Here is a 21,021-nt window from a genome sequence, read left to right as displayed (position 1 = left end):
CCATGACCGACCGCGCCGAGGTCGAAACGCCGGGCGCGCGGCAGGCGCTGAGCCTCACCCTGCGCACCCTGGCGCTGGCCTGGTCCGCCAGCCCGAAGCTGATTCTGGGGATCGCCGCTCTGACGCTGGCCGCCGCGCTCGCGCCGGCGGTTGCGGCGTATCTGGGCAAGCTGATGATCGACGCGGTGGTGGCGGCCATCGACACACGCGCTGTCGCGGATCGAAACCTCGCCCTGTCCTACGCCGCCGCCGAAGCGGGCGTGCTGGGCGCGCTGGTGGCGCTGCGGCGTATCACCGGCCATTACCGCACCGTGCTGCACGCAGAGCTCGGCTACGCCGTCGGCTCGAAAATCTTCGCCCGGGCGGCCGCCCTGCCGCTGGACGTGATCGAGCGCGCCGAGGTGCAGCAGCAGATCACGCTGGCGCGCCAGAACGCGGCCTCGCGGCCCTTTTCGCTGGTGGGCCGCACGCTGGACGCGGCCCAGTTCGCGGTGACGCTGCTAAGCTTTGCCGGCCTCCTGCTGGCCTATTCGCCTTGGCTGATCCTTCTGGTGATCGCGGGCGGGCTGCCGCTGTTTCTGGGTGAGCTCGGATTTTCCGGCGCCGGGTTTCGCTATTACACCGGGCGCACGCCGGCCATGCGGCGGCGCTCCTATCTGGAGGGCCTGATGGTGTCGGCCGGCGCCGCCCAGGAGCGTCTTCACGCCGGCGCCTCGAACGCCTTCTCAGAGCGCCATGGCGGGCTGTTTCGCATGCTCTACGCCGAGGACCGGGCGCTGCAGGCGCGGCGCAGCTGGGGCGGGGCCGCGCTGATCCTGGGCTCCAGCCTGATCTTCATCGCCGGCAAGCTCCATGCGGTGCTGCGCGCGGTCTCCGGCGCGATCTCGCTGGGGGAGATGACGCTGCTCATCGCCGTGCTCAAGCAGGGCCAGAACACGGTTACAAACCTGCTCGCCGCGTTCAGCGGCGCCTATGAAGACGTGCTCTACGCCTCAAACCTGTTCGCGCTTCTGGACCGCACCGACGCTGCGCCATCGGGCACGCTGACGGAGGGCCCGGTCCCCGGCGACGGCTACCGCCTCACCGATGTGCGCTACCGCTATGAGGGCGCCGCCCGCGACGCGGTGGCGGGGGTGAGCCTGCATATCCCGCCGGGCCTGCGCCTGGGGGTCGTGGGGGCCAACGGCTCGGGCAAGTCGACGCTGGTGAAGCTCCTGACCGGGCTCTACGCGCCAAGCGCCGGGACCATCACGCTGGACGGCGCGCCGCTTGGCGACTGGGACCGCGAGGCGCTGGTAGGGCGCACCGCCGCGCTGTTCCAGCCGTTTCAGCGCTATGCGTTCACCGCGCGCGACAATATCGCCATGGGCCGCGGGCTTCGCGCCGCTGACGAGCAGGAGATCGAGGCGGCGGTGGACGCCGGGCTCGCCCGCGATGTCATCGACGATCTGCCCCACGGGCTCGACACCGAGCTGTCACGCCAGCAGCTGGACGGGGTGGAGCTTTCCGGCGGCCAGTGGCAGCGCCTGGCGCTGGCCCGCGCCATGCTGCGCGCCGGCGCCGACACGCTGATCCTCGACGAGCCCACCTCGGCGCTGGACCCTGAAGCCGAAGCCGCGCTCATCGATTCGGTGGCCCGCGCCGGCAAGACCGTGATCCTGATCAGCCACCGCCTCTCAAACTTGCGCGCCGCGCAGGCGATTCTGGTGCTGGAAAAGGGCCGCATTGTCGAAGAGGGATCCCACGCTGAGCTGATTGAGGCGAACGGGCCGTATGCAAAGCTTTTCGGCGCGCAGGCCGGATTTTATCGCGGGGAGGGGTAGGGGGCTTCACACCCCTTTCACATCAACCGCCGTCCGCCCGTTGCGTCTGCGAAAGGTGCGTGACATAACGCGCGCTCATTCCCGGCCGCCGCCGGGGCGCGCTTTTCCTTTGTGTCAAGCGGCGCCCTGCGGGCGGCGATGTATCCATGACAAGGCCTCGCCACGATGAACGTTGTTGAAAAATCTTCCGAAGGACTCTCGCGCACGTTTGAGGTCGTGGTGCCCGCGTCGGAGCTCGAGAAGAAGCTGACCGCAAAGATCGAAGAGATCCGCCCCGAAGTGCGCCTGAAGGGCTTCCGCCCGGGCAAGGTGCCGGCGAGCCACATCAAGAAGATGTTCGGCGCCTCGATCATGGGCGACATCCTTCAGGAAATCGTGCCCAAGGCCACCCAGGACACCCTGGACGAACGCAAGCTGCGTCCCGCCTCCCAGCCGGCCGTGGACGTGAAGTCCGACGCCGAGGACGTGATCAAGAAGGGCAGCGATTTCGCTTTTGAAATCAATGTCGAGATCATGCCGGATTTCGAGCCGGCCGATCCCAAGGGCTTCAAGGTCGAGAAGCCGGTGGCGAAGGTCGCCGACGCGCAGATCGACGAGGCCATGGGCGAGCTGGCCAAGCAGGCCACGGCCTATGAGCCCAAGGCCGCCAAGGCCAAGGCCGAAGACGGCGACAAGGTCGTGATCGATTTTGTCGGCTCCATCGACGGCGAAGAATTCGACGGCGGCAAGGCCGAGGGCGCCGAGCTGGTGATCGGGTCGGGTCAGTTCATCCCTGGCTTTGAAGAGCAGCTCATCGGCGCCAAGGCCGGCGACAAGGTCGAGATCAAGGTCACCTTCCCCGAAGCCTATCAGGCCGAGCAGCTGGCCGGCAAAGACGCCGTCTTCGCCACTGAAGTAAAAGAAGTTCAGGCGCCGGCCGAAAGCAAGATCGACGATTCTCTCGCTGAGCGCCTCGGCCTGCCGAGCCTGGATGCGCTGAAAGACGCCCTGAAGGGCCGCTTCGAGCAGGAGCACGCCCAGGCGTCCCGCATGAAGGTGAAGCGCTCGCTGCTTGATCAGATCGACGAGGCCCACAAGACGATCGACCTGCCCCGCAAGATGGTGGAGCAGGAGTTCGAGGCGATCTGGCGCGAGGTCAAGAACGCCATAGAGAACGATCAGCTGGACGACGAGGACAAGGACAAGTCCGAGGACGATCTGCGCACCGACTACATGGCCATCGCCGAGCGCCGCGTGCGTCTGGGCCTGGTGCTCGCCGAGATGGGCCGTGCGGCCAATATCGACGTGACCCAGGAAGAGGTCGCCCGCGCGGTGAACCAGGAAGCCCAGCGCTATCCCGGCCGCGAACGCGAAGTTGTTGACTTCTATCAGAAGAATCCGGGCGCCCTGCAGCAGCTGCGCGCGCCGATCTATGAGGAGAAGGTGGTCGACTACATCCTCGAGCTCGCCGATGTGAGCGAGACTGAAGTCGATCGCGAGACTCTGTTCGCCGAAGACGACGCGCCGGAAGCGGCAAGCGCCAAGACGGCGCCGGCCAAGAAGAAAGCCCCGGCCAAGAAGGCTCCTGCCAAAAAAGCCGAGACGAAAAAGGACGAGTCCGCAGACGGCGAGGAGGCCCCCGAAAAGGCTCCCGCCAAGAAGAAGGCTCCGGCCAAGAAGGCCGCCGCAAAAAAGACCTCCGGCGAGGGCTAAGCTGACCGCAGCATTTGCGCACCGCCGCGCGCCTTGTCAGAGTGCGCGCGGCGGGCCATTTCGCCCCTATATGGTCGATTGACGGGAGCAGAGAATGAACGATCCGCAGGAAGCGATGATGAACCTGGTGCCGATGGTGGTCGAACAGACCGCGCGCGGCGAGCGGGCGTTCGACATCTACTCCCGGCTCCTGAAAGAGCGCATCGTCTTCGTCACCGGCGTGGTGGAAGACCATATGGCGAGCCTGATGGTCGCCCAGCTGCTCTATCTCGAATCGGAAAATCCGAAAAAAGAGATCGCGATGTATATCAACACGCCGGGCGGCTCGGTGAGCGCCGGTCTCGCGATCTACGACACCATGCAGTACATCCGCTGCCCGGTGGCTACGGCCTGCGTCGGCATGGCGGCCTCCATGGGCTCGCTGCTGCTGGCGGCCGGCGAGAAGGACATGCGCTTCGCCACGCCGAACGCGCGAATCATGATGCACCAGCCTTCCGGCGGGTTCCGCGGCACCACCGCGGACATCGAGCGCCACGGCGAGGACATCCTGCGCATCAAGCGCCGCATGTACGAAATCTACGAGCGCCACACCGGCCAGACCATCGACCATGTGGCCAAGACTCTCGACCGCGACACCTATATGAACGCGGACGAGGCCAAGGAATTCGGGCTTATCGACCACGTGTATGAAAAGCGCGGCGGCTTCGAAGCGGCCTGACCCGCTTAATCATTGACATTAAAACGAGCCGTGCTGCGCCGTGATCTGCGCAGCGCGGCTTTGCGTGCTTGATCAACGCGCCGGGCGTGTGGTCGAATGCAGCGTGAAAACGTTTCGCTAAGGTCCGGCCCTGATCTTGCGTATGTGAGGCTCATCGACGAGCGTCCGTCCTGATCAAGGCCATTTGGGCTCTGGCGGACGGCGCCGTAAGGTGCGCGAAGACGGGACCGACTGGAGCGAGCATGACCAAGGCGACCACAGGCGACGGAAAGAGCACGCTGTACTGCTCCTTCTGCGGCAAGAGCCAGCACGAGGTCCGCAAGCTCATCGCGGGCCCCACGGTGTTCATCTGCGACGAATGCGTCGAGCTGTGCATGGACATCATCCGCGAAGAGAACAAAACCTCGCTGGTGAAATCGAAAGAGGGCGTTCCCAGCCCGCAGGAGATCTTCCAGGTCCTGCAGGACTATGTGATCGGCCAGCAAACCGCCAAGCGCGTCCTCGCGGTGGCGGTGCACAACCATTACAAGCGCCTCAACCACGCCTCCCAGAATCAGGATGTGGAGCTTTCAAAATCCAACATCCTGCTGATCGGCCCCACCGGCTGCGGCAAGACGCTTTTGGCCCAGACGCTGGCGCGGATTCTGGACGTGCCGTTCTGCATGGCCGACGCCACCACGCTGACCGAGGCCGGTTATGTGGGTGAGGACGTGGAGAACATCGTTCTCAAGCTGCTGCAGTCGGCTGACTACAATGTCGAGCGCGCCCAGCGCGGCATCGTCTATATCGACGAGATCGACAAGATCAGCCGCAAGTCCGACAACCCGTCCATCACCCGCGACGTGTCGGGCGAGGGCGTGCAGCAGGCGCTGTTGAAGATCATGGAGGGCACCGTGGCCTCCGTGCCGCCCCAGGGCGGGCGCAAGCATCCCCAGCAGGAATTCCTGCAAGTGGACACCACCAACATCCTGTTCATCGTCGGCGGCGCTTTCGCCGGCCTTGAGAAGATCATCGCCCAGCGCGGCAAGGGCAGCGCGGTCGGCTTCGGCGCCGATGTGCGCGATCCCGACGCGCGCCGTCAGGGCGACGTGCTGCGCGATTGCGAGCCGGACGATCTTCAGCGCTTCGGCCTGATCCCGGAATTCGTTGGCCGTCTTCCCGTGATCGCCACGCTGGAGGATCTCGACGAGGGCGCCCTGGTGCAGATCCTCACCGAGCCGAAAAACGCCCTGGTGAAGCAGTATCAGCGCCTGTTCGAAATGGAGGGCGTCGGCCTCTCCTTCACCGAGGATGCTCTTGTCGCCATTGCGGAAAGGGCGATCCTGCGCAAAACCGGCGCCCGCGGCCTCCGCTCCATCATGGAGGGCATATTGCTCGACACCATGTACGAGCTGCCCGGCATGGACGGTGTTGAAGAGGTGGTGGTCAACGCCGAGGTCGTCACCGGAGACGCTACGCCGCTCTACATCTACGCCAAGCAGAAAAGCGAAAGCGGGTCGAAGGGCGCGTAAGGCGCGGTTCGGGGTGAGGGCGCTTTCCGGTCCTTGCTCGAACCTCACTAGGCTTTGTCATCCCGAAAGCGCAAAGCGCTATGCGGGACCTTGTGAGCTGGAGCCTCGCTTTGGGGTCCCGGCTCTGCGCTGCGCTACGGCCGGGACGACAGGTGTGTGAAATCGACGCTCGCTTCACCTCCCCCGCCACTGCACCTCGCTCCAGCGCACATCGTTCACGCGCTTGAAGCCAGGCCTGCCCGGCTCCACTTGTTTAAGCACACGAATGCGGCGAGGCTTTAGCTGACGAGGCTCGCCGCTCTTCGCCGGCGCCGCATTGGCGGGCCGGCGCCCCAGGGTTTCCGCGCGCCTCAAGCCGGGCGCGGAAGCGATCCGAAAGGACGAGACGAATGACCGAGACCAAAACCCTGCCGCTGCTGCCTCTGCGCGACATCGTGGTGTTTCCCCACATGATCGTGCCGCTTTTTGTGGGCCGGGAAAAGTCGGTGCGCGCGCTTGAAGAAGTGATGCGGGCCGACAAGCAGATCCTGCTGGCGACCCAGAAGAGCGCTGCGGACGATGATCCCGATACCGACGGCATCTACGACACCGGCGTCGTGGCCAGCGTGCTGCAGCTGCTCAAGCTGCCCGACGGCACCGTGAAGGTGCTGGTCGAAGGCGGGCGCCGCATCAAGATTACGAAATTCCTCGACAACGAAGCCTATTTCGAAGCCGAGGCCGAGCTTGTGGACGAAACGGTGGCCGACCCGGCCGAGGTCGAAGCGCTGATGCGCGCGGCGGCTGAGAAGTTTGAAGACTACGTCAAGCTGAACAAGAAAGTTCCGCCCGAGGCCATGTCCGCCGTGGGTGAGATCGCCGAGCCGGCCAAGATGGCCGACACGATCGCGGCGCACCTAGCCGTGAAGATCGTCGAGAAGCAGGAATTGCTCTCCAACCCGTCCGTCTCCGAGCGCCTGGAAAAGGTGTTCGGCCTGATGGAGGGCGAGATCTCGGTGCTGCAGGTCGAGAAGAAGATCCGTAACCGCGTGAAGCGGCAGATGGAGAAGACCCAGCGCGAATATTATCTCAACGAGCAGATGAAGGCGATCCAGCGCGAGTTGGGCGAGGGCGAGGACGGCAAGGAAGAGCTGGCCGAGCTGGAAGAGAAGATCGAGAATACCAAGCTTTCCAAGGAAGCGCGCGCCAAGGCCGATGCGGAGCTGAAGAAGCTGCGCCAGATGAGCCCCATGTCGGCGGAATCCACCGTCGTGCGCAATTATCTCGACTGGCTTTTGAACATCCCCTGGAACAAGCGCAAGCGCGTGAAGGCGGATCTGGACAAGGCCGAAGCCGTGCTCGAGCGCGATCACTACGGCCTGGAGAAGGTCAAGGAGCGCATCATCGAGCACCTGGCCGTGCAGGCGCGCACCAAGAAGATGAAGGGCCCGATCCTGTGCCTCGTGGGTCCGCCGGGCGTGGGCAAGACCTCGCTGGGCCGCTCCATCGCCGAGGCGACGGGGCGTGAGTTCGTGCGTATGTCGCTGGGCGGCGTGCGCGACGAGGCCGAGATCCGCGGCCACCGGCGCACCTATATCGGCTCCATGCCGGGCCGGGTGATCCAGTCCATGAAGAAGGCGAAGAGCTCCAATCCGCTCTTCCTGCTCGATGAGATCGACAAGCTGGGCGCCGACTATCGCGGCGATCCGTCGGCGGCGCTTCTCGAAGTGCTCGATCCCGAACAGAACGCCAATTTCGGCGACCACTATCTGGAGGTCGATTACGACCTGTCGGACGTGATGTTCATCACCACGGCCAACACGCTGAACATGCCTCAGCCGCTTCTGGACCGGATGGAAGTCATCCGCATCGCCGGCTACACCGAGGACGAGAAGGTGGAGATCGCAAAGCGTCACCTGATCCCCAAGCAGGTGAAGGCGCATGCGCTAAAAGACGGCGAATGGACGTTGCAGGAGGACGCCCTGCGCGACCTCATCCGCTACTACACCCGCGAAAGCGGCGTGCGGAACCTGGAGCGCGAGCTCGCTCGCCTCGCCCGTAAAACGGTGCGCAAGCTCGTCGCCGGCGACGTGACGCAGGTCACGGTCAGTTCGGAAAACCTCGCCGAGTTCGCCGGGGTGCGCAAACATCGCTATGGCGAAACCGAGACTGAAGACCGGGTCGGCCTGGTCACGGGTCTCGCCTGGACCGAAGTGGGCGGCGATCTTCTGACCATCGAGGCGGTGAAAATGCCCGGCCGCGGCAAGATGACCGTCACGGGCAATCTGCGCGATGTGATGAAGGAGTCGATCTCGGCGGCCAATTCCTATGTCCAGAGCCGGGCTCCGGCGCTGGGCGTGAAGCCGACCGTGTTTCGCAACACCGACATCCACGTCCACGTGCCCGAAGGCGCGACGCCCAAGGACGGGCCGAGCGCAGGCGGCGCCATGATCACCGCCATCGTTTCCACCCTGTCGGGCATCGCGGTGAGGAAAGACGTGGCCATGACCGGCGAGATCACGCTGCGCGGCCGGGTCCTGCCCATTGGCGGGCTGAAGGAGAAACTCCTGGCGGCCCACCGCGGCGGTGTGAAAACCGTGCTGATCCCGCAGGAAAACGTGAAGGATCTCGAGGACGTGCCTGACAATGTGAAGGCCGGTCTGGAGATCATCCCGGTGGAGACCGTCGACGAGGTGCTCAAGCACGCCCTCGCCGGCAAGGTCGAACCCATCGAATGGACCGAAGACGACGCCGCCGCGCTCGCCGCCCTGCCGGGCGAAAGCGCGGCGGGCGAAGTGCGCGCTCACTAACCGCACCCGCTCGTCAAGGACAAAGGGCGCGCCTAGCGGCGCGCCCTTTTTTATGGTCTTCGGTCTCGCCGCGGCGCCTACTCCACCCGCACCGTTTCAATGCGCACCGGCTCCACAATGAATTGGGGATACTGGAAGTCCTCCGGCGCGGCGGCAAGGCTGGTCGGCGACATCCAGATCGCTTCGACCACGTCCATGCCCTCCACCACCTGGCCGAACACCGCGTAGCCGGCTTCGTCGGGATTGCGCGTGCCGGGACCGGAATCGAGGCCGGGATAGTCGGCGACCATGATGAAGAATTCGGTGGTGGCCGTGCCCGGCTCGTTACGCGCCATGGAGATGGCGCCGCGCACATGGCTGAGGCCGGTCATTTGCGTGCTTTCGTGGGCGATGCCTTCAGCGCCGGGCAGGCCGTCAAAGCTGTGCCCGCCCTGGATGAGGTTCATGGGCTCGACGCCCTCGCGCTCATTATCGTCGCGCACAGAGCGGTAGAATCCGCCGCCGTCATAATGGCCGGCCTCAGCGTGGGCGAGGAAGTTCGTGGCTGTCACCGAAGCGGCGGTCTCGGCGAGCTCCACGGTGATGTCGCCCAGGCTGGTGACGATGACCGCGCGCGCCGGGCTCGTCTCGCCGCCCGGGGTGTCCGTATCCGCCTGCGGCGCAGGCGCGCACGCGGTGAGCGCCGCCGCGGCGGCGAAGAGGATGCAGTGTTTCATGTGGGCCCCCGGTTTCCATCAACAAGACGGTAGCGGGCGCGTTAACGCTTCGCTTGTCAATCAATGCGGCGTCGCTTTGCGCGGGCCCGGACCCGGTGCTACCTACACCGCCATGATGTCTGACGATCTCTCTACGACGCCGAAACGCCCGCGCGGGCGCCCCCCGCTCGGGCCGGAACACCGCTCCCGCCTGATCAGGGCGGCGCTGACCCTGCTGGACAAGAAAGGTCTGGACGGGCTGCAGGCGCGCCTGATCGCCGCCGAGGCCAAGCTCTCGGTGGGCTCGCTGTACAAGCTGGTGGGCGATATCGACGATGTGGCGCGCGAGGCGGCGCTGGAGACCTATCGCGAGCTTTACGCCCACGAGGTCGAAGTTTTGAAGACCGTCGGCGACAAGCCGGTGCGCGAGCAGCTGATGGCGCTGGCGCTGGGGTATTATGATTTTGTGGAGCGCCATGAGCGCCGCTGGCAGGCGATCATCGCCCGGCGCAAGGCTGAAGGCCGCCTGGAGGAGCTGTACGGAGCGGACGAGAACCGGCTGCGCTCGGTGATCACCGAGCGCCTGGCCCAGCTTCCGGGACCGCCGGGCGAAGCGGCGCGCAACATCGCCGCGAGCGCGCTGTGGGCGTCGGTCCACGGCATCGTCACGGCTGCGCCCCATGCGGGCGAAAGCGCCGATGTGATCAAGCCGCTCATCGCCTTCACGGTGGATGCGGCGGTGGACAGAATCATCGCGAATCCGGGTTGACCGGACAAAACCCTCCGCCCATTCTGCGAGCATGATTACGAACGCGCTCTTTTCCGGCTTCTATTATATCGGCCCTTGAGGGGACCGGTTGAAGAGCGCATGGATCACGCGTTTTACCTCCGCCCCCGCCAGGAACCGGCGGGGGTTTTTCGTTTCCAGGGGATGATTTGATGACCGCCGACACGCCCGCTCGCGACGACCGCGCCGCCCTTCGAAGCGCCATTGACGGCGCCGACCGAGAGCTGCTTCGCCTGCTCGCCGACCGGCGCCGGCTTGGCGAGGCGCTGGGGGCGCTGAAAGCCGGAGAAAGCACGCCGGTGCGCGATGTGGAGCGCGAGCGCGACGTCATCGCGCGCGCGGTGAAGGCGGGGATGGAGCAGGGGCTGGACGAGGGTTTTGTAGAGAGCCTGTTCCAGCTGATCATCGACGACAGCTTGCGCCGCCAGCGCGCGGGGCTGGACGCGCGCGCCGACCGCATGCTCACCGAGGCGCGCGTGGCGTATCTGGGCGGGCCGGGCAGCTATTCCCACTTCGCCGCCCACACCCATTTTTCGGGGCGCTATTCGGCGGTTTCGCCGCTGATCAAGCGCGACTACCCGGCGATCTTCCGGGCGGTGGAGCAGGGCGAGGCCGATTACGGCTTCGTGCCCATCGAGAACACCGCCACCGGCGGCATCAACGAGGTCTATGACCTCTTGCGCGACACCAGGCTGAAGATCGCCGGCGAGCGCCATCAGCGCATCGACCATGCGCTGCTGGGCAAATCCACCGATCTTGGCGCGGTGCGCACCGTGTACGGCCACGCTCAGGCGCTCCGACAGGCGCAGGTCTGGCTCAATGCGCACCCGGAACTGAAGAAGGTTCCGGTCAGCTCCACCACCCGCGCGCTGGAACGGGCGCTGGACGAGGGGCCCACCGTGGCGGCTGTCGGCGCGCCGGAGGCGGCCGGCCTGTTCGGGCTCAACGTCATCGAGCCCAGCATTTCAGACCTGGTGGGCAACGAAACCCGCTTTGTGGCGCTGGCCCTGGCGCCGGCCTCGGCGAGCCCGCTTCTGCCCTGCAAGACCTCGCTGGTCTTCGTCACGTCGGACAGTTCAGGCTCTCTGGTGAGCGCGCTGGAGGGCTTCAAGGCGCAAGGCGTGAACCTCACCAAGCTGGAGAGCCGGCCGGTGGCGGGCGCCCCGTGGGAGCAGATGTTCTTCCTCGACTTTGAAGGCCATGAGGAAGACGCCGCGGTCAAGCGCGCGCTGGAAGGCCTTGGAAACGCGGCCAAGACCGTCAGGAGCTTCGGCTCCTACGGTTCGGACCGCTTGAAGCCCACCGCACGGGAAGGCTAAAGAGAGGGCACGGGCGGTTAGCTCAGCTGGTAGAGCATCTCGTTTACACCGAGAGGGTCGGCGGTTCGAACCCGTCACCGCCCACCATCCAAGCCGGTTCGCCGAAGGCGAAGAAATCGATCCGGGGGATCGATTTCAGGCGAAGGATGCCCGGAGGGCTTTCTTGTCCTCCCGCTTGGTCGGTCCTCCCCCGGATCAAGTCCGGGGTGCGGGCGGGCGAACGCCCTTGGGAACCCTTTCGGATTCGGAGTGCGGCGGGCGCAAGCAGTGTCCCGCAGAGGCCTTGGCGCAGGCGGGCTATTCCGGCGCTTGATCCGCCACGCGCTCCGCCGCCGCCAGAAACGCCGCCCAGTCCGCCTCGCGCACACCGTGCGTGCCGCCGCGCAGATGGCTGGAGAGTTTTGTTTCGGGATCAACCCCGTAGAGCCGCCAGGCGGAGTGGGCGGCGCGGGCCGCTGTCTCTGCGCCTAAAGGGTCCGCCCAGGTGTCGCGATTGGCGCCGCCCAGATGGAGAGCGCGCGGCGCGATCAGCGCGATAAGCTGGTGCTGATTGACCGGGATCACGGCCTCACCCGCTTCAGCGTAGCGCTGATAGGCCTGGGTGAACCAGTGGGGATAATTGCGCGCCATGGAGGCCACGGGTTCGCCGGTCATGTCGCCATGGGGCGCCGCGCCGGCCGTGCCGGACTGATGGGCGAGCACCAGATCGATCCGCTCGTCGCGGGCGCCGGCCAGCAGCACAGCCTTGCCCCGGCGTGAATGGCCGTAGGCGAAGAGGGGCGCGTAAGCGAGCTCCGGATCAGCCTCCAGCGCGGTGACGACGCTGGAGAGCGTCCAGGCCCACAGGGACAGAACGCCCGGCCGGTCCACTGGATCGGGATCTAGGCCCAGTGCTAGAAGGCTCGCGCCAAGCTGGTCTTCTGAATCTGGCGCGATGTCGCTTTCATGCCAGGCGGCGACCGCAAAGCCGCTGGCGAGAATCAGATCCAGCGGCGGGGTGACGATATGGGCGCCGAACAACGCCCCGATCACGCCGCCGGGCGGGCCGCCCGTCCCCTCCGGATCGCCGCACCAGGACGGGCGGAACGCGTCCGGCGGCGCGATGCGGGCGTCGGAGAGCAGCGGTCTGAGACCGCAATCCGACGGGATCAGAAACACGCCGCGCACAGGTCCGTCCGGCTTCAGGACCGCCAGGCGCATCGTCACCGGCTCCGCGCCCGGATCGTCCTCCGCCACGCTCAAGGTGAGGGTGGACAGCTCCAGCCGGCCCGGCCCAACCCAGCCGGCGGGGGCGAGGCGTTCATCAAGAGTGGCGGAGACCTGAGGCGCAGGCGGCGCGGCGCCGTATATCTCGTCGGCGAATATGGTCAGAAGCGCGTCGCGCCGGGCGCGCCAGTCCGCCAGCGTGGCGGCCGGCCCTCGCCCATAGCCTTCAGCCAGAAGCGGCGGGGTGAGGGCGGCGCGCGCCGGGGTGTTTTCGGCGGTGGCCAGGATATGGCGCAGCGGGCTGACCATGCCCGCGCACCCGGCGGCGAACAGCACCAGACCGGCGGCGAGGGCGATTTTGAAGCGAAGGCGTGAGGCGCTCATGGGCGGAGGCTAGCACGGTGCGAACTGAGCCGGCTCCATCAATTCAGGGCGAGGGCGAGGGCGCGACGGGGCGGCGCGGGCTGCAGAACACTCTGCATAAGCGGCCAAAACCTGCTTGACCGGTTCCGCGCCCCGCTTTAGGAAAGCGCCTCTCCCGGACGCGGTCCGCCGCCCCGGGAACATGATCTGGGCGGGTGTAGCTCAGTTGGTTAGAGCGCCGGCCTGTCACGCCGGAGGTCGCCGGTTCGAGCCCGGTCACTCGCGCCACTCAGATCGAAGAAAAGCCGCCCCGGCCGGGGCGGCTTTTTCGATTCCGGCGGCTGGCGACGGTCCCGCCTATTCGTGGCGCAGCGCCTCGATGGGATCCAGGCGGCTGGCGCGCAGGGCCGGGTAGAAGCCGAACACCACGCCGATCAGCGTGGAGGCGGCGATCGCCACCACCGCGATCCCCGGCTCCACCGACACCGGCAGATCATCGATTCCCAGAACCGCCGAGAAGCGCTCCATGGCGAAGGCCGCGCCGACGCCGAGGCCCAGCCCCATGACCCCGCCAACGCTGCACAGCACCACCGATTCGATCAGGAACTGATTGCGGATATCGCCCCGGCGCGCGCCGATGGCCAGGCGCAGCCCGATCTCGCGCGTACGCTCGGTGACCGAGACCAGCATCACGTTCATGATCCCGATGCCTCCCACCAGGAGCGTGATGAGGCCGGCGGCCGCCAGCAGCAGGCCGAGCACCTGTTCGCTCTCGTTAAACGCCCTGATGAACTCGGCGAAATTGCGCACCGAGAAATCATCTTCGCCGCCGGGCTGGATATCGCGGCGCACCCGCAGATATTCGGTGATCTCCTCGGCGGCGCGGTCCATGTCCTCGCCGGTAGCCACCTCCAGCCACACCGACTGCACCGGATCGCGCACGCCGGGATAGGAGAAGCCGGCGACGCGTTCGCGCACGGTGGAGATGGGCGCGATGATGATGTCGTCCTGGTCCTGACCCCAGCCGCCCTGGCCAAGCTCGGCCAGAACGCCCACCACTTCAAACGGCTGGCCGTTCAGGCGCACCGAGGCGCCGATGGCGCCGCCGGTGGGAAACAGTTCCTGGCTCACGGTCCGGCCCAGGATCGCAAGACGCGAGGACCGCTCGTTTTCGGTGGGGGTGAAGATGCGCCCCGACCCCAGCTCCCAGTCGCGCACCTCCATGTAATCGGGGTGGATGCCCAGGATCTGGGTCGGCCAGTTCACGCCGTCGAGCACGGCGGTGACGCTGCTTTGCACCGTGCCGGACGCGGCCACGACCACCGGCAGGTCCCGGCGCATGGCGTCCACATCGTCGTCGGAGAACGGTGTCGCGCTCCCCGCGCCGCCGCGCCGGCCGCCGCGGCTGTCGGAGCCGGAGCGGATGTTGAGCGTGTTGGCGCCCAGCCCGGCGATCTGGTCTTCCAGCGCCCGGCTGGCGCCTTGCGTGAGCGAGACCGTGGCGATCACCGCCGCGACCCCGATGATGACGCCGAGGATGGCCAGGAAGCTGCGCAGGGCGTTCACCCGCAATGCGGTGAGCGCGACGGAGATGGCGGCGGTGAAGTTCATGACCGGTCCTCCAGGATCAGCCCGTCGCGGAAGATGATCCGCCGGCGGGCGTGTGCGCCCACGTCCTCTTCATGGGTGACGAGGATGACGGTGATGCCGGCCTTGTTCAGCGTATCAAATATGCCCATCACGTCGGCGCTGGTCTGGGTGTCCAGAGCGCCGGTGGGCTCGTCGGCCAGAAGGATCGCCGGTTCCCCGGCCAGGGCGCGCGCGATGGCGACGCGCTGCTGCTGACCGCCGGAGAGCTGGGAGGGGTGGTGGTCCATGCGTCCGGCCAGGCCCACCATTTCAAGGCAGGCCGCCGCGCGCTCATGGCGCTTCTTCGCCGGCCAGCCGCGATAGATCAGGGGCAGGGCGACATTGTCCAGGGCGCTGGTGCGCGCCAGCAGGTTGAACTGCTGGAAGACGAAGCCCACCGACTTGTTGCGAAACGCGGCCAGCTCGTCCGGGCTGCGGTCGTTCAGCTCCTCGCCGTCGACGACCAGCTTGCCCGAAGTGGGCCGGTCCAGGGCGCCGAGCATGTTCATGAAGGTGGATTTACCCGAACCCGACGCGCCCATGACGGCGACATATTCGCCGGCTTCGATGTCGCAATCCACGCCGTTCAGCGCGTGGACGTCGCCGCCGCCAAGCCGGTAGACCCGGGTGAGGCCGCGCGCGCGGATAAGCGGCGCGCCCATCAGCCGGCCTCGCGCACGCGGGTGACCACGGCGTCGCCCGCTTCAAAGCCCTCGCCGAGGATCTGGGTGAACTGCCCGTCCGACAGGCCGAGACCCACCGGGCGGCTCATGATCCTGCCGGCGCCCGTCTCCACCCAGAGCTGGCCGCGGCGCACATCGCTGCGCTGGCTTGCGCGTTCGGCGGCGAGGGCGTCATAGCGCGCCATCTGCTCGGCGGTGAGCACGTCGGACAGCGCCCGGCGCATGAGCGCCTGGAAATCGGGCGGGGCCCCGCCGCCGGCCTGGGCGGCTTGCATGCGCCGGCGGATATCGGCGAAAGCTTCCTGCAGCGCGGCGCCGGCCTCCTCCTGCTGCTCGGCGGTGAGGTCGAGATCTTCTGCGAGACGCTCGACCATGGCGCCCATGCGGTCGCCGCCGCCACCGCCACGGCCCTGGCGTCCGCCGTCCTCGCTCTGCTCAACCAGCGCTTCAGCGGCGCCGCGCGGGGCGAAGCGCAGGGCGGCGTTGGGCGCGGCCAGCGCGCCTTCGACACGCCCGGTGACGATTGAGACGTTCGCAGTCATGCCCGGCAGCAGGCGCTGGCGCGGATTATCGGCCTCGATCACCACGGTGTAGGTGACCACATTGCCCGCGTCGGTGGCGGCCAGGCGCACCTGGACCACTTCGCCCTCGAAATCGAGATCGGGATAGGCGTCCACATCAAACGTGACGCGCTGGCCGCTTTCGATCTCGCCGATATCAGCCTCGTCGATCTGGGCTTCGATCTGAACCCGGGTGAGGTCCTGGGCGATGAGAAACAGCACCGGCGCGTTGAAGGAGGCAGCCACCGTCTGGCCCTCGTCGATCTGGCGATCAATCACCACCCCGTCGATGGGCGAGCGAATGAAAGTGCGCTCAAGGTCCACGCGCACACTTTCCAGATTGGCCTCGCGCTGCTGCAGCGTGGCGCGGGAATTTCGCAAATTCGCGTTTGCGACCGCGAGGCCGGCGCGCGCATTGTCGAACGCGGTCTGCGCCAGATCATACTGGGCTTCGGAGAACGTGCCGCGCTGGCGCAGTTCTTCGGCGCGATTGAATGCGCGCTCCGCCGCGGCGAGTTCGGATCGCGTGCGCACCACATTGGCCTCGCTGACCTGGACCTGGGCGCGCGCGACCTCGGCGGACGCTTCGGCCTCGAGAACGCGGGTCTCGAAGGATTGCGGATCGAGCCGCGCAAGCAGGCCGCCGGCCTCAACTTCGTCGTTGAAATCCGCGTTGAGCTCCAGGATCTGGCCGGAGAGCTGGGAGCCCACCTCCACGGTGACCAGCGGCGCAATGCGTCCCGAGGAGGCGACGATTCGTTCCAGATCGCGCGTCACCAGCTCGCTGGTTTCGATCACCAGAGCACCGGAGCCGGCCGAGCCGTTATCGCGAAGAGCAAACCACCACACCGCCGCCACCGCGACAGCCACCGCCGCGACGCCCAAAATCACTCTTTTCACGTGTCGTTTCCTGTCTGCAAAAGCCCGCGCCGGGAGAAGGGCGCGAGCCGGACCGATGGGCTAACATGGGGCGTTACAGCGGCGAAGTGAAATAACGGTCACGCGTAATGTAGCGATTGATAATCAGTTGCAGATAAACCCGGCGAAAGCGGGGCGAAATGGTCTTCAACCGCCGCGCTTTCGTCTTGCGGGGCAGGGCGAGCCGCTCTAGCTTCCGCCGCAATCGAGACCGGGGTCTTTCGCGAGCTTCGACACGGGGTGTGCGCATGCGCCTCATCCCTGTCGACAAGCCCCGGACCATATAACGATCCAGCCGCCGGAAGGGTGACGCGATGAACGCGCTCCTGCTTGAATACCTGCCCATTCTGATCTTCTTCGGCATCGCGGCCGTGATGGGCGTGGCGTTCATCCTGGCGGCGTTCGTGCTGGCCCCGTCCGATCCGGACCCGGAAAAGGTCTCCACCTACGAATGCGGCTTCAACGCCTTTGATGATGCGCGCATGAAGTTCGACGTGCGCTTCTATCTGGTGGCGATCCTGTTCATCATCTTCGATCTGGAGGTGGCGTTCCTGTTCCCGTGGATCTTCCCGATCTACGAGGGCAACATCTTCGCCTTCTGGTCGATGATGGTCTTCCTGGGAGTCCTCACGGTGGGCTTTCTTTACGAATGGCGCAAAGGCGCCCTGGACTGGGAGTAAGGCTCCATGGCTGACGCGACCACCCCGGCGGGCGGCGCGGCGAAAGCCGCGACCCCGCTTTATGATCCCAAAAAGCACGACCCGTTCTTTGACGGCGTGTCCGACCAGCTGGCCGACAAGGGCTTCCTTGTGGCCCGCGCCGACGACCTCATCACCTGGGCGCGCACCGGCTCGCTCATGTGGATGACGTTCGGTCTGGCGTGCTGCGCGGTGGAGATGATGCAGGCCTCCATGCCGCGCTACGACATCGAGCGCCTGGGCGCCGCGCCGCGCGGGTCTCCGCGCCAGTCCGACGTGATGATCGTGGCGGGCACGCTCACCAACAAGATGGCTCCCGCGCTTCGCAAGGTCTACGACCAGATGCCCGAGCCGCGCTACGTCATCTCCATGGGCAGCTGCGCAAACGGCGGCGGATATTACCACTACTCATACTCGGTGGTGCGCGGCTGCGACCGGATCGTGCCGGTGGACATCTATGTGCCCGGCTGCCCGCCGACCGCCGAGGCGCTGATCTACGGTATTCTGCAGCTGCAAAAGAAGATCCGCCGCGAAGGCTCGATTGAGCGTTAGACGCGCGCGAAGGAGACGCTCAAGTGAGCAAGACCGACAGTCTACAGGAACTGGGTGAGCACATCGCCGCGGCCCTCGACGAAGACGTCAAGGGCTTCGAGATCGCGGTTGGCGAGCTGACCGTGGAGATCCACCGCGACCGCGTGGTCAAGGTGATGCGGTTTCTGCGCGACGACCCGGTGTGCCGGTTCACGACTCTGGTGGATATTTGCGGCGTCGACTGGCCGAGCCGCAGCGACCGCTTCGACGTGGTCTATCACCTGCTCTCCATGCACCATAACCAGCGCGTGCGCGTGATCCTGACCACCGACGAGGATACGCCGGTCGCCTCCGTCACCGATGTCTGGCCGGCGGCCAACTGGTTTGAACGCGAAGCCTTCGACATGTACGGCGTCCTGTTCGACAACCATCCAGACCTTCGCCGCATCCTCACCGATTACGGCTTTCACGGCTTTCCGCTCAGGAAGGACTTCCCGCTCACCGGCTTCATGCAGGTGGTCTATGACGAAGAGCAGAAGCGGGTCGTCTACGAGCCGGTGACCCTGGTTCAGGAATACCGCGAGTTCGATTTCCTCTCTCCCTGGGAAGGCGCGAAATACGTGCTGCCCGGCGATGAGAAGGCGGAGGACAAGGCGTGAGCAAGCCGGCGAAACTCCTCACCTTGATCGTCGGCGCGATGGTGATCGTCGTGCTCGCCTACACGGGCGGCAAGGCGTTGGGCTCCGGGATGGCCGAACGCGAAATCGCCGCTGCCGAACAAGGACAATCGTGATGGCTGAAACCGATATCCGCAATTTCACGATCAATTTCGGCCCCGTTCACCCGGCGGCCCACGGCGTGCTGCGCCTGGTGCTGGAGCTGGACGGCGAAGTGGTCGAACGCGTCGATCCCCATATCGGCCTGCTGCACCGGGGCACCGAAAAGCTTCTGGAGCACAAGACCTACCTGCAGGGCATCGGCTATTTCGACCGCCTGGACTATGTCGCGCCGATGAATCAGGAGCACGCCTTCTGCATGGCGGCCGAGAAGCTGGCCGGGATCCCCGTGCCGAAGCGCGGCTCCTATGTGCGCGTGCTGTATTCGGAAATCGGGCGCATCCTGTCGCACCTTCTGAACATCACCACCCAGGCCATGGACGTGGGTGCGCTGACACCGCCTCTGTGGGGCTTTGAAGAGCGCGAGAAGCTCATGGGCTTTTACGAGCGCGCGTCGGGCGCGCGTCTGCACGCCCATTTCTTCCGCCTTGGCGGCGTCCACCAGGATCTGCCCCAGGCGCTCATCGACGACATCTTCACCTGGTGCGAAAATTTCGGCCAGCATATCGACGATCTGGAGACGCTTCTCACCGGCAGCCGCATCTTCCGCGCCCGCAATGTGGACATTGCGGTGGTGAGCAAGGAAGACGCGCTGGCCTGGGGCTTCTCCGGCATCATGGTGCGCGGCTCAGGCATGGCCTGGGATTTGCGCAAGTCCCAGCCCTACGAGGTCTATGACGAGCTGGAGTTCAACATTCCGCTCGGCAAGAACGGGGACAATTTCGACCGCTATCTGTGCCGCGTCGAAGAGATGCGCGAGAGCGTGAAGATCATGAAGCAGTGCTGCGAATGGCTCTCCAGATCGGAGAATCAGGGAGAGGTGCTGCCGGTCGACACCAAGTTCGCGCCGCCGCGCCGCGCCGAGATGAAGCGTTCCATGGAAGCGCTCATCCACCACTTCAAGCTCTACACCGAAGGCGTCCACGTGGACGAGGGTCAGGCCTACGCGGCCGTCGAGGCGCCCAAGGGCGAGTTCGGCGTCTACCTCGTCTCCACCGGCGGCAACAAGCCTTACCGGGTGAAGATCCGCGCGCCGGGCTATCCCCACCTGCAGGCCATGGATCATCTCAACAAGGGCCACATGCTCGCGGACGTCTCCGCGATCCTGGGCTCGCTGGACATCGTGTTCGGGGAGATCGACCGATAATGCTCGCCGCCGCGTCAGCCGCCCGCGAGGCCTTGAGCCCCGCCGTCATCGCCGAGCGCCAGCTCGCCGCCTACAATGCGCGCGACCTCGACGCGTTTGCTGCCTGCTTCGCCGAAGACGTGGAGGTCTATGACTTTCCCGGCGTCCGGGTCCTGTCTGGCCGTGAGGCGTTTCGCGCGCGCTATGAAGCGCGTTTCCAGAACGAAGGCCTGGAGGCGGTCGCCGTTCACCGTACGGTGATCGGGCCGCGCGTCATCGATCACGAGCGCGTCTGGTTTGACGGCCGGGGTCGCAGCGAACCGGTCGATCTTGTCGTTGTTTATACGGTGCGGGACGCGGTGATCGCCCGCGTCGACTTCATCAAGGAGGGGTCGCCCTCATGAGCGTTCGCCGTCTCAGCCAAGAGCAGCCAGGCAGCTTTGAATTCTCAGCCGAGAGCGAAGCCAAGGTTCAGTTCTGGCTCGCCAAATATCCCCATGAGCGCCGCGCTTCGGCGGTGATCCCGCTTTTGTGGATCGTGCAGAAGCAGGAAAACTGGATTCCCGAGCCGGCCATGCGCCAGATCGCGGAGCGGCTGGGCATGGCGTATATCCGCGTCTACGAGGTCGCGACCTTCTACACCATGTACAATCTGGCCCCCACCGGTCAGCACCTCATCCAGGTGTGCGGCACGACGCCGTGCTGGCTGCGCGGCGCGGACGGGCTGAAAGCGGCGTGCGAAAAGAAGATCGGGCCCAAGGGCCGCAACCATGTGAGCGCCGACGGCAAGCTCGCCTGGGAAGAGGTGGAATGCCTGGGCGCCTGCGCCAACGCGCCCATGGTCCAGATCTCCAATACTGAAGGCGATTTCTACTACGAAGACCTCACGCCGGACGCGCTTGAGCAGATGCTGGATGATCTCGTCGCCGGTAAGGCGATCGAGCCGGGGCCGATCAGCAAGCGCCACGCGTCGGAACCGACGCAGGCCAAGGTCAAGGTGCTGGAGGACGCCGGCCTCTATGACGGCTCGCGTGCCCAGCCCATCGCCGCGCTGCCCCACGCCGTGAAGACGACCGAGCCGGCGCCGGCGTCTAAAGCTGTGTCCAACGCGCGCGAAGAGACTGAAAAGAGCACGGGTCC

At 66.0% G+C, this 21,021-nt stretch carries 17 protein-coding genes, 2 tRNA genes and 2 pseudogenes; 16 read left to right on the top strand and 5 right to left on the bottom strand.

From position 1 onward, the window contains the following. Positions 1-2: 2 nt before the first annotated feature. The 5 genes from ACWCOP_RS09010 to lon all read left to right on the top strand — a co-directional run bounded on the left by ACWCOP_RS09010 (position 3) and on the right by lon (position 8,530). Positions 3-1,823, top strand: coding sequence for an ABC transporter ATP-binding protein (locus ACWCOP_RS09010; RefSeq protein ID WP_478247952.1), 1,821 nt, complete (start codon positions 3-5; stop codon positions 1,821-1,823). A 165-nt stretch (positions 1,824-1,988) separates the two neighbouring features. Next, positions 1,989-3,515, top strand: a complete 1,527-nt coding sequence (tig, locus tag ACWCOP_RS09005; RefSeq protein WP_478247951.1) for a trigger factor — start codon at positions 1,989-1,991, stop codon at positions 3,513-3,515. A gap of 94 nt (positions 3,516-3,609) precedes the next feature. Next, a complete protein-coding gene (locus ACWCOP_RS09000; protein ID WP_478247950.1) occupies positions 3,610-4,233 on the top strand; it encodes an ATP-dependent Clp protease proteolytic subunit in 624 nt (207 codons plus the stop codon). Positions 4,234-4,475: 242 nt separating this feature from the next. Continuing rightward, positions 4,476-5,744 (top strand): ATP-dependent Clp protease ATP-binding subunit ClpX, encoded by a 1,269-nt coding sequence (clpX, locus tag ACWCOP_RS08995; RefSeq protein WP_478247949.1) that lies wholly within the window; start codon positions 4,476-4,478, stop codon positions 5,742-5,744. A gap of 389 nt (positions 5,745-6,133) precedes the next feature. Next, positions 6,134-8,530: an endopeptidase La gene (gene lon, locus ACWCOP_RS08990; protein WP_478247948.1), complete on the top strand. Its 2,397-nt coding sequence runs from the start codon at positions 6,134-6,136 to the stop codon at positions 8,528-8,530. 77 nt (positions 8,531-8,607) lie between these two features. Here lon and ACWCOP_RS08985 read toward each other — a convergent pair whose 3' ends face one another. Continuing rightward, entirely contained in the window at positions 8,608-9,246 is a 639-nt protein-coding gene (locus ACWCOP_RS08985; RefSeq protein ID WP_478247947.1) for a peptidylprolyl isomerase, read from the bottom strand. Between the two features lie 112 nt (positions 9,247-9,358). Between ACWCOP_RS08985 and ACWCOP_RS08980 the strand changes: the two genes are divergently transcribed. The 3 genes from ACWCOP_RS08980 (at position 9,359) to ACWCOP_RS08970 (ending at position 11,418) form a co-directional block, all read left to right on the top strand. After that, on the top strand, positions 9,359-9,994 hold the full coding sequence (locus ACWCOP_RS08980) for a TetR/AcrR family transcriptional regulator (protein ID WP_478247946.1): 636 nt from the start codon (positions 9,359-9,361) through the stop codon (positions 9,992-9,994). A gap of 170 nt (positions 9,995-10,164) precedes the next feature. Further along, entirely contained in the window at positions 10,165-11,331 is a 1,167-nt protein-coding gene (locus tag ACWCOP_RS08975) for a bifunctional chorismate mutase/prephenate dehydratase (RefSeq protein WP_478247945.1), read from the top strand. 11 nt (positions 11,332-11,342) lie between these two features. Continuing rightward, positions 11,343-11,418: transfer RNA gene (locus ACWCOP_RS08970), tRNA-Val, on the top strand. A 210-nt stretch (positions 11,419-11,628) separates the two neighbouring features. On the opposite strand, the gene ACWCOP_RS08965 is transcribed toward ACWCOP_RS08970, so the two are convergent. Further along, the gene (locus tag ACWCOP_RS08965; protein WP_478247944.1) at positions 11,629-12,921 is read right to left on the bottom strand and encodes a glucuronyl esterase domain-containing protein; all 1,293 of its coding nucleotides are present in this window, start codon (positions 12,919-12,921) and stop codon (positions 11,629-11,631) included. 190 nt (positions 12,922-13,111) lie between these two features. Here ACWCOP_RS08965 and ACWCOP_RS08960 point away from each other — a divergent pair. Next, positions 13,112-13,188, top strand: a tRNA-Asp gene (locus ACWCOP_RS08960). A gap of 69 nt (positions 13,189-13,257) precedes the next feature. Here ACWCOP_RS08960 and ACWCOP_RS08955 read toward each other — a convergent pair. Genes ACWCOP_RS08955 through ACWCOP_RS08945 form a run of 3 tightly spaced genes read right to left on the bottom strand, consistent with a single transcriptional unit; the run spans position 13,258 to position 16,672 of the window. Then, entirely contained in the window at positions 13,258-14,511 is a 1,254-nt protein-coding gene (locus ACWCOP_RS08955; RefSeq protein ID WP_478247943.1) for an ABC transporter permease, read from the bottom strand. Then, on the bottom strand, positions 14,508-15,191 hold the full coding sequence (locus ACWCOP_RS08950) for an ABC transporter ATP-binding protein (protein WP_478247942.1): 684 nt from the start codon (positions 15,189-15,191) through the stop codon (positions 14,508-14,510). The genes ACWCOP_RS08955 and ACWCOP_RS08950 overlap by 4 nt, the downstream gene beginning before the upstream one ends. Beyond that, the gene (locus tag ACWCOP_RS08945) at positions 15,191-16,672 is read right to left on the bottom strand and encodes an efflux RND transporter periplasmic adaptor subunit (RefSeq protein WP_478247941.1); all 1,482 of its coding nucleotides are present in this window, start codon (positions 16,670-16,672) and stop codon (positions 15,191-15,193) included. Before ACWCOP_RS08945 ends, ACWCOP_RS08950 begins: the two co-directional genes overlap by 1 nt. A gap of 332 nt (positions 16,673-17,004) precedes the next feature. On the opposite strand from ACWCOP_RS08945, the gene ACWCOP_RS08940 reads away from it, so the two are divergent. The 7 genes and pseudogenes from ACWCOP_RS08940 to nuoE form a co-directional block, all read left to right on the top strand. Further along, a complete protein-coding gene (locus tag ACWCOP_RS08940; protein WP_478247940.1) occupies positions 17,005-17,370 on the top strand; it encodes an NADH-quinone oxidoreductase subunit A in 366 nt (121 codons plus the stop codon). Then, positions 17,340-17,940, top strand: a pseudogene (locus ACWCOP_RS08935) (NuoB/complex I 20 kDa subunit family protein). The gene ACWCOP_RS08940 and the pseudogene ACWCOP_RS08935 overlap by 31 nt, the downstream one beginning before the upstream one ends. Positions 17,941-17,963: 23 nt before the next feature. Then, positions 17,964-18,578, top strand: coding sequence for an NADH-quinone oxidoreductase subunit C (locus tag ACWCOP_RS08930; RefSeq protein ID WP_478247939.1), 615 nt, complete (start codon positions 17,964-17,966; stop codon positions 18,576-18,578). Then, entirely contained in the window at positions 18,575-18,712 is a 138-nt protein-coding gene (locus ACWCOP_RS08925) for a hypothetical protein (RefSeq protein WP_478247938.1), read from the top strand. The genes ACWCOP_RS08930 and ACWCOP_RS08925 overlap by 4 nt, the downstream gene beginning before the upstream one ends. Then, a complete protein-coding gene (locus ACWCOP_RS08920; RefSeq protein WP_478247937.1) occupies positions 18,712-19,902 on the top strand; it encodes an NADH-quinone oxidoreductase subunit D in 1,191 nt (396 codons plus the stop codon). Before ACWCOP_RS08925 ends, ACWCOP_RS08920 begins: the two co-directional genes overlap by 1 nt. Beyond that, positions 19,902-20,285: a nuclear transport factor 2 family protein gene (locus ACWCOP_RS08915; protein ID WP_478247936.1), complete on the top strand. Its 384-nt coding sequence runs from the start codon at positions 19,902-19,904 to the stop codon at positions 20,283-20,285. Before ACWCOP_RS08920 ends, ACWCOP_RS08915 begins: the two co-directional genes overlap by 1 nt. Beyond that, positions 20,282-20,977, top strand: a pseudogene (gene nuoE / locus ACWCOP_RS08910) (NADH-quinone oxidoreductase subunit NuoE); the annotation flags it as partial. The gene ACWCOP_RS08915 and the pseudogene nuoE, both read left to right, overlap by 4 nt. Positions 20,978-21,021 lie beyond the last annotated feature (44 nt).

The sequence above is a fragment of the Apolloniradiicaulis salifontis genome (genome assembly GCF_053756655.1).
Note: the sequence above shows the minus strand (reverse complement) of the source record. Positions and strands in the feature narration are given on the sequence as shown.